The following is an 11197-nucleotide window of genomic DNA, read 5'->3' on the forward strand; positions in this document are numbered from 1 at the left end:
CGGGGCGGGGCGGCGGGGGCGCGGCCCCCCCCCCCGCCCCGCCCCGCCCCCCCCCCCCCCCCCCCCCCCCCCCCCCCCCCCCCCCCCCCCCCGGCACTCCTCCGTGCCCGCCCTGGGCGACCGGACGGAACGCGGCACGGACTGTCGGAACGCGGCACGCACAACAGGAGACTGCGGATGTCCCAGACCATCGCTGCACGAGTCGAGACGTACGAAACGGTGGCCCCGGCGGAGGCGCGCCGCCGCAAGCAGCGGTTCCGCAGACGCCTGGAACGGCTGATCGGCATCGCCGCCACCGAGGGAAACGAGCTGGTTCCCCTGCGCAACGGCGACCGGATCTTCGCCGCGATGCTCGACGCGGTGCGGTCCGCCGAGCACACCGTCGACATGATGACCTTCGTCTACTGGCGCGGGCAGATAGCCCGTGACTTCGCCGCCGCGCTGGCCGACCGGGCGCGGGCGGGTGTCAGGGTGCGGCTCCTGCTGGACGGTTTCGGCGCGAAGCGGATCGAGGGGGACCTGCTGCGGTCCATGACCGCGGCGGGGGTGCAGGTCGCGTGGTTCCGCAAGCCGCTGTGGCTCTCGCCCCTGAAGCAGAACCACCGCTGTCACCGCAAGGCGCTCGTCGTCGACGAGCACACCGCGTTCACCGGCGGCGTGGGTATCGCCGAGGAATGGTGCGGGGACGCCCGCGGTCCCTCCGAGTGGCGGGACACGCACGTCAAGGTGCGGGGGCCGGCCGTGGACGGCATCGCCGCCGCGTTCGCGCAGAACTGGGCGGAGTGCCACGACGAGCTCTTCGACGACCAGGACCGCTTCACCGGGCACGGTCAGCCGGGGACGGCGACGGTGCAGGTGGTGCGGGGCTCGGCCAGTTTCGGCTGGCAGGACATGCAGACCCTCGTCCGGGTGATGCTCGGCTCCGCGGAGGAACGCTTCCGCCTCGCCACCGCCTACTTCGCTCCCGACACCTACTTCGTCGACCTGCTGTGCGCGACGGCGCGCCGCGGTGTCCGGGTGGAGATCCTGCTGCCCGGTCCGTACACCGACCAGCGGGCTTGTCAGCTCGCCGGCCAGAACCACTACGGCACGCTGCTGGCCGCCGGTGTCGAGATACGCCAGTACCAGCCGACCATGCTCCACACCAAGATCATGACGGTGGACGGGGTGGCTTCCCTGATCGGTTCCAGCAACTTCAACCGCCGCTCGATGGAGCACGACGAGGAGGTCATGCTGGCCGTCCTCGACGAGGCGTTCACCGCGGCCCTCGACCGGGACTTCGACGAGGACCGGGAGAACGCCGTGGACATCGACCCGACCCGCTGGCGGCGCAGGTCCCCGGTCCAGCGCGCCAAGGAACTGGCCGTCGTACCCCTGCGTCGTTTCCTCTAGGGACTGTCGGACGAACCCCGATCCCGTCCGAGCCCGGACGGGATCGGTGAAGGGGTCAGCGGGGCCGCTCGCCGGTCTCGCAGACCTTGCGGGCGATCTCCCGCAGTTTGATGTTGTGGTCCTGGGAGGCCTTCTTCAGCACGGCGAAGGCGTCCTCCTCGCTGAGGCCGTGCCGTTCCATGAGGATGCCCATCGCCTCACCGATCTCGTGGCGGGTCTCCAGGGCATGGCCGAGCTGCTGGTGCGTACGGGCCGAGGACAGGGCGACCGCGGCGTGCGAGGCCAGGACCCAGCCGGCACTCTGGGCCGACTCGTCGAACATGTTCGGACGGCGTGAGTACAGGTTGAGGGCGCCGAGTTCGTCCTCGTCGGTGAAGAGCAGGAAGCCCATCATGCTGCCCATGCCCAGCTTTCTCAGTTCGGGCGCGAAGCGGGACCACTTCTCGTGCGGTCGGCGCAGGTCCTCGATGGCGTAGAGCTGCTCCCGGTCGGTCACCGCGTCGAAGCACGGTCCCTCCCGCAGGTCCTGCTGGATCCGGTCCGCCACGCGCACGACGTCACTGGTCGCGGCCAGCGCCCTGACCTCACCGCGGCGGACGGTGAGAATGCCGCCCTCGTCGCAGCCGTTGATCAGCACCGTCGCGTGCTGCACGATCCGGTCCAAGGTCGCCTGCACCGAGTCCTGCGCCAGCAGGTCCCGTGCCATGTCCGCCAGGGCGACGGCAAACTTCTCCCAGACCTCGCCGGACTCCTGCGTCATGGGCCATCCGATCATCCGTCGAAGCGAAACCGGCCTTCACCCGGGGGTTCCATTGTGACACCGCGGTACACCCCCGCCGTGGCGGTGGAGGAACGTCCGTACGCCGGCCCGGGCGCGTCCGTCGTACGGCGCGGCCGCCCCGTACGGCCGCTCCAGTATCCACGGGATCTTTGCACGACTCGCCTGTTTCATCCGGCGGATCAAGGGTGACCCGGGAAGGGACCGGATTCCGAAGAACGCGTTCGACTCGATTCAGGAGGCTCGCATGGAGAACTGGCGCGAAGGCGCGTCCTGCCGCACCGTTGACCCCGATCTGTTCTTCCCCATCGGGAGCACCGGACCCGCGCTGCTCCAGATCCAGGAGGCGAAGGCGGTCTGCGCGGGCTGCCCGGTCCGTGAGGAGTGCCTGCGCTGGGCCCTGGACACGGGCCAGACCGTCGGCGTCTGGGGTGGTACGAGCGAGGCGGAACGGCGTGCGCTGGCGCGGCGCCGCTCCCGTGGGCGCTCCCGGAGCACCTCCGCGTAGAGCGGGAGGGGCAGCACCGGGCCTCGCCACAGGGCCGGGTTCGGAGCAGGCGACCGGGTCGCGGCGCAGCGAGAAACATTCCGCCGACGAGATCCGAACGAAGGGCACGATGGAGATCGATCCGAGCCGGAACAGGAAGTCGTCGTACGGGGGACCGGGGACGCTCACCAGCGCGTTCGGCGGCGAGCTGCGCAACGTGTCCGACGCGCGGCTGGCCGCGGACGGCTATCTGCGGGCCCTCGCGCGAGCGACACCACCGTCGGCGGCCGAGCACTGGGACGACATCCTGCTGGTGGTCACCGAACTCGCCGCGAACACGATCCAGTACGCTCCCGGCCCCTTCGAGCTCCAGATGCGTCCCACCATCGGCGGTGTGCACGTGACGCTCCACGACACCAGCACCACCCCGCCCGCGCCACGCCGCTTCCGCCCGTCCCAGGGCGGGGGCGGCATCGGCTGGCATCTCGTCCACGCGCTCTGCGACCAGGTGAGTGTGATCGTGCGGCCCGACGGCAAGGACGTCCACGCGTTCCTGCCCTGGTGACGGAACGGCACCCGCGTCCGCGCACGCCGACGCGGAGGTGTCGTTCCGCGCCGCATGGGCACACGGTTGCGGTGAGGAAGCTGTTCCGTCGCACGATCGAGGTGGAGCGTTGAGTCAGGAGCCGGAGCCGTCCGAGCGGGAGCACGCGGTGTGGGACCGGGTGCGCCGCACCGCCACCGGGATGAACCATCACCGGGCGAAGGCGGCCCTCGACGACGCGAGGAAGGCGGCCGAGGAGAGTCCGTCCGCCGGCGGGACGACGCCCGACACGCAGACGGAGTTGGAGGAATGGGAGCGGATCACCGAGACCCTGGCCGACCACGCCGGGTCCTACGACCCCGCCACGGACCCCTTCGTCCAAGGCCAGCTCGCCGTCCGGTCCCGTCGCACACCGGCATCGAAGCAACATGGCTGAGCCGTTCCTCCCCCGTTGTCAGTCCCGTACGGAACAATGCTGGTCAGCCAGAAGATCACCGCACCCGTGCCGTGATCCCGTCCGTCCGTCGAAAGGCCGCCCGCACATGACGCCGACCCCGCACCTCCGTGCCGTGCCGCGAGCGCCGATCGGAGGCCGGTGACCATGTTGCGGCCGCTGCCCCGCACGCCCGCCCCGCTCGGCCCCGAAGGTGCCGAGATCCTGCGTCTGATCACCCAGCGCCGGTTCCCCGTCCGCCTCACCGTGCATGCCAACGGCCGCCGTCGGTACGGCTATTGGCTTCCCTTCGATCCCTCGACCGGGCGCGGCGGCTGCTATGTCGCCCTGCCCACCGGCGAGTGCGACGCGCTGCACGCGGCGGGACGGATCACGCTCGGCGACCCGCTCGTCGACCCCGCGAAGACCACGTACGCCGTCCAGGCCACGGCACGTACGACCACCGTGGGCCGGGGCGAGACGACCGGACGGGGTGAGGGAACGGGGCGGAGTGAGGGAACGGGGCGGAACGAAGCGGCCGGTCGGAGCGAACGGATGGCTGCGAGCGGCTTCCGGCACGCCCTGACGGCCTGACTCCCTGCCGCACGCCCTGACCACCCGGCTCCCCGCCGTCATGCCCTGACACCCGACTCCCGGCCGGTACGCCCGCCGGTACGCCCTGACGTCCCGACTCCCCGCTCCGGCCCTCGGACGGCACGCGGGCGGCACGTGGAGGGGATGCGGACGGCACGCGGAGGGCATGCGGACGCCATCCGAACGACGGCCGACCGACGTGTCCCACCCGTACCACTGGCACTTACTCTGCAGTAATATCCGCGGGCAGGCCCCCCGAGGAGGAACCGTGCCACGGCCCGAACGATCACCCTTGCTGCTCGCAGGCCTTCTGGCCACCGCGGGCGTCGCCCACTTCGCCGCACCACGGCAGTTCGACGCCATCATCCCGCGCGCTCTCCCGGGAGCGCCCAGGACCTGGACGTACGTGAGCGGCGCCGCCGAACTCGCCCTGGCGGCAGGGGTGGCACTCCCCCGGACGCGCAGGGTCGCCGCGCTCGCCACCGCCGCGTTCTTCGTCGGGGTCCTCCCCGCCAACGTCAAGATGGCCGCGGACTGGCGTGACCGCCCCGCGCCGCTCAGGGCCGCGGCCCTGGCACGGCTCCCGCTCCAGGTGCCGCTCATACTGTGGGCGCGCGGAGTCGCCCGGTCCGGAAAGGGACAGTCATGACATCTCAGGTGAACGTGGGCGACCAGGTCGAGGACTTCGCTCTGCCGGACGAGACCGGGGCGACGCGGAGCCTGTCCGAGCTGCTGGCCGAGGGGCCGGTGGTGCTCTTCTTCTATCCCGCGGCCCTCACCGCCGGCTGCACCGCCGAGGCCTGCCACTTCCGCGATCTGGCCACCGAGTTCACGGCCGCCGGCGGGCGGCCGGTCGGGATCAGCGGTGACGCGGTCGACCGGCAGCAGGAGTTCGCCGACCGTCACACGCTCGGCTTCCCGCTGCTGTCCGACGTCGACGGAGCCGTGCGGGAGCGGTTCGGGGTGAAGCGGGGCTTCTCGCTCGCCCCCACCAAGCGGGTCACCTTCGTCATCGCGAAGGACCGCACCGTCCTGGAGGTGGTCCGCAGCGAACTGCGCATGAGCGCCCACGCCGACCGCGCTCTGGCCGCGCTGCGCGACCACAAGGGCTGAGAGGTCCCGGGGCGCGTCGCGCACGGCCCCGTCTCGCGCACGGCCCCTGTACGGAGTGAACGGGCCCCGCCCCTATGCGGATGGAGGGCGGGCCCCGTTCACTGTGCCCCATTCTCGGTACGGCCCGTGTCCGCCGACAGGGAGTGCGACCCGGTGACGTGGGGGACGCCGGACACACCCCGTGCGCGCCGCGCGCCTCCCGTGTGCGCCCGCGCGCGAGCGGCCTCCCTGCACCGCGCGCGAGGCGGCCTGTCCCGTTCCCGGCCGAACGGTCATCCTGGAGCCGAAGACCGGACACACGAACCACGGAGGCCCCATGACGGACCAGGTCACATGCCTCGAAGTGAGGCCGGCGGCGGGACACATCGGCGCCGAGATCACGGGAGTCGACCTGGCGGAACCGCTGACGGACGAGGTCGTGGCCGCGATCCGGGCGGCCGTACTGCGCTGGAAGGTCCTGTTCTTCCGCGGCCAGCGGCTCGATCACGCCGCGCACGTCGCCTTCGCGCGCCGCTTCGGAACTCCGGTCCGTCTCCGCTCCCGGGGCAGCGCGTCGCCCGTGGAGTTCCCCGAGATCGAGACGACGGCCGACCGTCTCGAACTGGGCGGGCGCTACGGCATGGACCACGAGGAATGGCTGCGCAGGCGCCGTCACTCGCTGCTGCGCGGGTGGCACTGCGACCACGGCGCCCGGGTCGACCCCCCGGCCGCGACGATTCTGCGCGCCGAGACCGTGCCCCCGTACGGCGGCGACACGACCTGGTCGAACCTGGCCGTCGCCTACGCGGGCCTCTCCGCTCCCGTGCGCGCCTTCGTCGACACCCTGCGCGCCGAGCACCGGCTCGGGGTCGGGTACCAGAGCCGGCCGGGCGACGACGCGTACGTCCGTCATCTCCTGGACCGTCAGATCGCCACCGACCACCCGCTGGTGCGGGCGCACCCGGAGACGGGTGAGCGGGTGCTGTTCGTCAACGGCTACTACGTCGAGCAGATCCTCGGGGTGTCCCGGCCGGAGAGCCGGGCGCTGCTGGACATGCTGCTGGAGCAGGCGACCCGGCCCGAGTACACGGTCCGCTTCCGGTGGGAACCGGGCAGTGTCGCCTTCTGGGACAACCGGGCCACCATCCATCTGGCACCGAGCGACACCGCCCACCTCGACCACCCCCGGGTCATGCACCGGGTGATGCTGGCCGGTGATGTCCCGAGGGGGGTGACCGGTGTGCCGTCGGCGCCGATCGTGGGCGGCGAGCCCGGCCGCTGGTGAGCGCGGTCCCCGGGCCGGGGACGGGACACCTCCGTCAGAAGACGCCCTGCCCGGGGACCAGGATTCCTCGCGGGTCGTACGTGTGCCGGGCGGTGGCGAGCCGTCGGTAGGCGGGGCCGAAGTGCTCGCGCCAGTCCGCCGCGCCGAAGGGGACCGAGCCGACCGGGTAGTGGGTGCCGCCCGCCGCGTGGACGGTGTCGTAGGCGGCGCGGTTGGCCGCGAGGAGACGGTCGACGGTCGCGGTGTCCTCGGGCGGGGTCGTGCGCAGGACGGCCAGCAGATAGGACACCCGGTCGTCGGGAGTGCGCAGCAGCGGGGTGCGCAGGTTCTGGCGCAGCACCGGGTACAGGAGGACGACGCCGGGCCCGAGGTCGGCCGGGGTGAGGTCCGCCAGCAGGGATTCCGCCAGTGCCGCCGTCGAACGGCCGGGCAGCAGCAGGTTCAGCCAGGGGTGGGCGAAGGCCCACAGGCCCGCTTCCTTGAGGGCGGCGACGGAGGGCGCGAGCCGGTCGAGGAAGTCGTAGTAGCCGAGGTCGCTCGTCCGCACGCCCGCGGGGTCGTGCCGCAGCCCGCGCAGCAGCGTGGTGTCGTCGGGGGCGGGACCGGCGGGCGGCCCGTAGGCGACGGCTTCGAGGACGTAGCCGTTGAACGCCCCGCCGGCGTCGGCGGTCACCTGGCCCTCGACGTAGGCGAAACGGCCCTCTTCGACGAGCAGTCGCTGGTCGTCGAGGAACGTGCGCAGGTCGTCGTACGGCAGCAGGTAGTGGCGTACGGTCCCGGGCGCGGGGACCAGGCGCAGCGTGGCGCCGACGATGATCGCGCACTGGCCGAGTCCGGCGAGCACGGCGTGGAACAGATCGCGGTGGCGGGTCGGGGAGCAGCGGACGAGGTCACCCGCGCCGGTGACGACCTGGAGTTCCGTCACGTTGTCGACCTGGGCGCCCTGCTGGTGGGTCTGGCCTCCGATGCCGCCGACCGAGAGGGTTCCGCCGACGGAGAGTTCGAGGTAGTCGGTGAAGGTGGGCGGGGTGAGTCCGTGGGCCAGGGTGGCGTGGGCGACCTGGCTCCATCTGGCGCCCGCGCCGACGGTGACCGTCGTACTGCCCGGTCCGACGGGACCGATGGAGGCGAGCGGCGCGGTCTCGATGACCAGGCCGCCGTCGACCTGTGCCTGCCCCTGTGTGGCGTGGCCCTGGCCGCGCGGTGCGACGGACACACCGTGCTCGTTGCAGAAGCGGACCATCGCGACGACGTCTCGCACCGAACCCGGTCGCAGCACCGCGGCCGGACGCCGGTGGACGATGTGTCCGTAGTCGTCGGCGTCCGCCGTGAGCGAGGCGTCGTCGGTGTGCACGCTCCCGTCCAGCGGCGGGAGGCCCGCGAGCGGCCGGCGGCCGGTGCCGGTCGTGGCGGCCGCCCAGCTCCGGGTGAAGGGATCGAACCCGACGACCGCGGCGCCGGCGGCGGCGAGGCCCTGAAGTGCGGTACGTCGCGAGGGTGTCCGGGGCATGCGCTCCTCCAGGGGCGGCCGCATCGAGATCAACTGGGGCAGAGTGTAAGGGACTTGAGAGCCCTTGGGGCCGGTTGATCCGAACGGGGTCACTGGTGCGCCGGCCCGGGTCCGGCCTCGTCCCGTCGGAGCCGACGGCCGGCCGCGGCGCCCCTCCCGCCCGGTGCCGGGCGAAACGGCCGCGTCCGCCGCCCCGGGAGGGACGGCGGACGCGGTGGACGAAAAACCGGGGACGGTCAGTTGGCCGGCGAGGCGCCCTTCGGCTCGTCGCCGTCGACGTCGACCGGCGTGCGGCTGTATCCCTGGAGCTCGAGCGGACTGTTCGCCTTCGCGGCGCCGCCCTCGGCGTTCTGCCCGCCCAGGTTCTGGCGGACCGAGTCGAGGATGGTCAAGCCCTGGGCGACCAGGCCGGCCGCTATCTCGCCGAGACCGTCGGCGCCGTTGAGGACGTTGACGTTGGCGCCCGCGAGACCGCCGGCCGCCTCCTTGACGATCAGGGGCAGTTGGTCGATCAGCATCCGGTCGAGCGCGACCCGGTCGTGCGAGGCGGCCGCCTCGGCCTGGATCTTCATGCGCTCGGCATCGGCGATGGCGAGCACCTTGATCCGCTCGGCCTCCGCCTCGGCCGGCTTGACGACCTCGGCGACGAGCTGCTGCTGACGCAGCTGGGCGGCACGCTGGGCGAGTTCGGTCTGCGCCGCGAGGACCTCCTGCTGGGCGTGAGCCTGGGCGAGCGGGCCCGCCTGGGCGGCCATCGCCTGTGCCCGGTCCACCTCGGCCGAGTACTCCGCCTGCACGATGGCCGTCTGCCGGGCGTACTCGGCCTGGTTGCGCGCCGCCACCTGCTGCGCCTCGACGGAGGCCTGCGTGGCCTGCGCCTGGGCGATCTGGGCCTGACGCTGGATGGCCGCCTTGTGCGGCGCGGACATCGCGTCGATGTAGCCGGTGTCTCCGTCGTCGATCGACTGGATCTGGAGCGAGTCGACGATCAGGCCGATCTTCGCCATCTCCAGCTTCGAGGTGTCGAGGACCTCGGCGGCGAGCTTCTGCCGCTCGGTGACGATCTCCTCGACCGTCATCGAACCGATGATGGAACGCAGATGGCCCGCGAAGATCCGGCCCGTCAGGACCGACATCTGGTCCTGGTCGGACAGGAACCGCTGCCCCGCGTTGATGATGCTCTCGGTGTCGTTGCCCACCTTGAAAGCGATCACGGCACGGACGTGCAGCGAGATGCCCTGCCTCGTGACACAGGTCTCGGTGACCTCCGCCTCGCACATGGACAGGGTCAGGAAGCGGGTCTTACGGAAAATGGGGAGCACGAACTTTCCGTGCCCCGTCACCACTCGGAACGGCGCGCCCCCCAGTCCCCGCCTGCCACCCGAGATCAACATCGCCTCGTCGGGAGCGGGTACGCGATAACCGAACATGCTTCTCCTTCTCAACCGGCGCCGACGGCGTCGCCGTCCAGCGCGTCCAGGGGGTCGGCCCACTCGATGACGTCGACCGTGCGACATCCCCTGGACTCGATCACCAGCGCGGTCGCCCCTTTCGGCAGGGGCTCCCGAGACCAGGCGAGGAAGGTCTCGGATCCGCCTCTCACACGCACCAGGATCTCGCCGGGACCGGCGGATCCCCGGGTGCCGATGAGCAGTTCCCCCGTGCAGCCGATCACGGCTTCGTCCTTCACCACAGCCGGCCACCCCCCATCACTCTGAATCTGTCTCCGACCTTAGACCCAGCCCTCTCAGGGCGCGCACGCCCCCCGTCGGTCGGCAGCCGCTCGGCGGGGTACGCGCCCGGGCCTCAGGAGAAGTGTGGGCTCAACTCCTGGTGAAGCGGTAGGTCTTGCTGTCGGTCAGCACACAGAAGCCCGGGGACACCACGATCACGCGCAGGGTGGCGCCGCGCCGGTCGTAGTCGATGCCCTCGATCTCGAAGGTGCCCGAGCAGGAGCTGCGCAGCGGGAGCTGGCGCAGCGCGGTGACGTGTCCGGAGACGTCGGCCGAGCCGTTCGGCTCGCCGGACAGGTCGATCTGGAGGAGCGGCCTGGTCATCCCGAAGAGCGTGCCGGCGGGGTCGTCGGACGAGCAGAGCAGCCGGGTCGCGGTGACGAAGTCGCAGCCCTGTACGTCGCGCACGGCGTGGTCGAGGGTGACGGTGGAAGCCCACGGAAGGTCGGCCGAGGGCGATGTGGCCGGGTTGACGCCGGGGGTCGGGAACACCAGGAGCCGGTTCATCGTGCCGTACTCGCCGGACACCATCCACGTACCGCTCGGCGCGATGCTGACGAACGAGTTGTTCAGCGCCTCTCCGGCGCTCAGCTTGTGGACGTACTCCGACCAGGCGCCGCCCGGTGCCTGCACGCGGAACATCTTCGCGCTGCCGGAGTCGCTCTGGTAGGGCTCCACGTAGTAGCCGTTGTACGAGGCGTCCGGGTCGCCCACGTGGTTCCAGCCCCGGCTGCTCACGCTCGTGGGGACGGTGCCGATGCCCGTGTAGCGGTTGGGGCTGCCGGCCGGGACCTCGACGGAGGTCAGGCCCTGGCTCTCGGTCAGCGGGTCGGCGCGGTCCGAACCCACCTCGTTCCAGGTGTCGGCGGCCGAGGCCGGCGCTCCGGTGGCCACGGAGAGGACGGCGGCGGTGGTGAGGGTGACGAGCCCGGTCAGGACCGCGTGACAACGTCGCCGTGCGGGCATGCGCATGAAAGGTGCTCCTCGATGGGGGGTGTCCGGTCGGCGCACAGTCTGGCCCGCCATGTTGGTCATGTACAGACCAATCCGCGTTCGACACCGAACCCCGTCATCGCCGACACGCCCCCGCCGTCTCCCCGTCGCCTCCCGCCCTCTCCCCGCGCCCTCTCCCGTCGGCCATCACGTCGCCGCCGGCATCGAGCCCGGCCTCACCGCCCGCGGGGTCGGTCGAACCGCCGACCTCCGCGCCCGCACGCTCCCACACCCCCCGGACACGGCCGGGGGGGGGGGGGGGGGGGGGGGGGGGGTGGGGGGGGGGGGCGGGGGGGGGGGCGGGGGGGGGGGGGGGGGGGGGGGGGGGGGCGGGGGGGGGGGGGGGGGGGGGGGGG

The 11197-nt window shown here is 72.2% G+C and carries 13 protein-coding genes; 8 read left to right on the forward strand and 5 right to left on the reverse strand.

All coding sequences use genetic code 11. The annotated features are described in order from the left end of the window. Positions 1 to 177 precede the first annotated feature (177 nt). Complete coding sequence (locus ACFYW9_RS40975; protein ID WP_389160216.1) at positions 178 to 1392, forward strand: phosphatidylserine/phosphatidylglycerophosphate/cardiolipin synthase family protein; 1215 nt, start codon at positions 178 to 180, stop codon at positions 1390 to 1392. 55 nt (positions 1393 to 1447) lie between these two features. On the opposite strand, the gene ACFYW9_RS40980 is transcribed toward ACFYW9_RS40975, so the two are convergent. Next, positions 1448 to 2152 (reverse strand): GAF and ANTAR domain-containing protein, encoded by a 705-nt coding sequence (locus ACFYW9_RS40980; protein ID WP_389160218.1) that lies wholly within the window; start codon positions 2150 to 2152, stop codon positions 1448 to 1450. A 265-nt stretch (positions 2153 to 2417) separates the two neighbouring features. Between ACFYW9_RS40980 and ACFYW9_RS40985 the strand changes: the two genes are divergently transcribed. From ACFYW9_RS40985 to ACFYW9_RS41015, 7 genes are all read left to right on the forward strand, one after another. Further along, complete coding sequence (locus ACFYW9_RS40985) at positions 2418 to 2678, forward strand: WhiB family transcriptional regulator (protein WP_351866808.1); 261 nt, start codon at positions 2418 to 2420, stop codon at positions 2676 to 2678. Between the two features lie 109 nt (positions 2679 to 2787). Continuing rightward, a complete protein-coding gene (locus ACFYW9_RS40990; RefSeq protein ID WP_389160220.1) occupies positions 2788 to 3222 on the forward strand; it encodes an ATP-binding protein in 435 nt (144 codons plus the stop codon). Positions 3223 to 3331: 109 nt separating this feature from the next. Then, entirely contained in the window at positions 3332 to 3637 is a 306-nt protein-coding gene (locus tag ACFYW9_RS40995; protein ID WP_389160222.1) for a hypothetical protein, read from the forward strand. Between the two features lie 165 nt (positions 3638 to 3802). Continuing rightward, positions 3803 to 4228 (forward strand): hypothetical protein, encoded by a 426-nt coding sequence (locus ACFYW9_RS41000; RefSeq protein WP_389160233.1) that lies wholly within the window; start codon positions 3803 to 3805, stop codon positions 4226 to 4228. Between the two features lie 268 nt (positions 4229 to 4496). Continuing rightward, a complete protein-coding gene (locus ACFYW9_RS41005) occupies positions 4497 to 4877 on the forward strand; it encodes a DoxX family protein (RefSeq protein WP_351866819.1) in 381 nt (126 codons plus the stop codon). After that, positions 4874 to 5341, forward strand: a complete 468-nt coding sequence (locus tag ACFYW9_RS41010; RefSeq protein ID WP_389160224.1) for a peroxiredoxin — start codon at positions 4874 to 4876, stop codon at positions 5339 to 5341. Before ACFYW9_RS41005 ends, ACFYW9_RS41010 begins: the two co-directional genes overlap by 4 nt. 316 nt (positions 5342 to 5657) lie before the next feature. Next, positions 5658 to 6605, forward strand: a complete 948-nt coding sequence (locus tag ACFYW9_RS41015) for a TauD/TfdA dioxygenase family protein (RefSeq protein ID WP_389160226.1) — start codon at positions 5658 to 5660, stop codon at positions 6603 to 6605. 34 nt (positions 6606 to 6639) lie between these two features. Here ACFYW9_RS41015 and ACFYW9_RS41020 read toward each other — a convergent pair whose 3' ends face one another. The 4 genes from ACFYW9_RS41020 to ACFYW9_RS41035 all read right to left on the reverse strand — a co-directional run bounded on the left by ACFYW9_RS41020 (position 6640) and on the right by ACFYW9_RS41035 (position 10820). Beyond that, positions 6640 to 8115: an FAD-binding protein gene (locus ACFYW9_RS41020; RefSeq protein WP_389160228.1), complete on the reverse strand. Its 1476-nt coding sequence runs from the start codon at positions 8113 to 8115 to the stop codon at positions 6640 to 6642. Between the two features lie 236 nt (positions 8116 to 8351). After that, entirely contained in the window at positions 8352 to 9545 is a 1194-nt protein-coding gene (locus ACFYW9_RS41025; protein ID WP_389160230.1) for an SPFH domain-containing protein, read from the reverse strand. A gap of 11 nt (positions 9546 to 9556) precedes the next feature. Further along, positions 9557 to 9808, reverse strand: a complete 252-nt coding sequence (locus ACFYW9_RS41030) for a hypothetical protein (RefSeq protein WP_329297802.1) — start codon at positions 9806 to 9808, stop codon at positions 9557 to 9559. A 130-nt stretch (positions 9809 to 9938) separates the two neighbouring features. Continuing rightward, positions 9939 to 10820, reverse strand: coding sequence for a hypothetical protein (locus ACFYW9_RS41035; protein WP_389160231.1), 882 nt, complete (start codon positions 10818 to 10820; stop codon positions 9939 to 9941). Positions 10821 to 11197: the final 377 nt, after the last annotated feature.

The sequence above is a fragment of the Streptomyces sp. NPDC002698 genome (assembly GCF_042888945.1).
Classification (GTDB): Bacteria; Actinomycetota; Actinomycetes; order Streptomycetales; family Streptomycetaceae; genus Streptomyces.

Excerpts from the sequence above, each read along its gene's own strand:
- ACFYW9_RS41025 (WP_389160230.1), bottom strand. The coding sequence starts at position 9,545 with ATGTTCGGTTATCGCGTACCCGCTCCCGACGAGGCGATGTTGATCTCG.
- ACFYW9_RS41035 (WP_389160231.1), bottom strand. The coding sequence starts at position 10,820 with ATGCGCATGCCCGCACGGCGACGTTGTCACGCGGTCCTGACCGGGCTC.
- ACFYW9_RS40985 (WP_351866808.1), top strand. The coding sequence starts at position 2,418 with ATGGAGAACTGGCGCGAAGGCGCGTCCTGCCGCACCGTTGACCCCGAT.
- ACFYW9_RS40990 (WP_389160220.1), top strand. The coding sequence starts at position 2,788 with ATGGAGATCGATCCGAGCCGGAACAGGAAGTCGTCGTACGGGGGACCG.
- ACFYW9_RS40980 (WP_389160218.1), bottom strand. The coding sequence starts at position 2,152 with ATGACGCAGGAGTCCGGCGAGGTCTGGGAGAAGTTTGCCGTCGCCCTG.
- ACFYW9_RS40975 (WP_389160216.1), top strand. The coding sequence starts at position 178 with ATGTCCCAGACCATCGCTGCACGAGTCGAGACGTACGAAACGGTGGCC.
- ACFYW9_RS41015 (WP_389160226.1), top strand. The coding sequence starts at position 5,658 with ATGACGGACCAGGTCACATGCCTCGAAGTGAGGCCGGCGGCGGGACAC.
- ACFYW9_RS41000 (WP_389160233.1), top strand. The coding sequence starts at position 3,803 with ATGTTGCGGCCGCTGCCCCGCACGCCCGCCCCGCTCGGCCCCGAAGGT.
- ACFYW9_RS41020 (WP_389160228.1), bottom strand. The coding sequence starts at position 8,115 with ATGCCCCGGACACCCTCGCGACGTACCGCACTTCAGGGCCTCGCCGCC.
- ACFYW9_RS41010 (WP_389160224.1), top strand. The coding sequence starts at position 4,874 with ATGACATCTCAGGTGAACGTGGGCGACCAGGTCGAGGACTTCGCTCTG.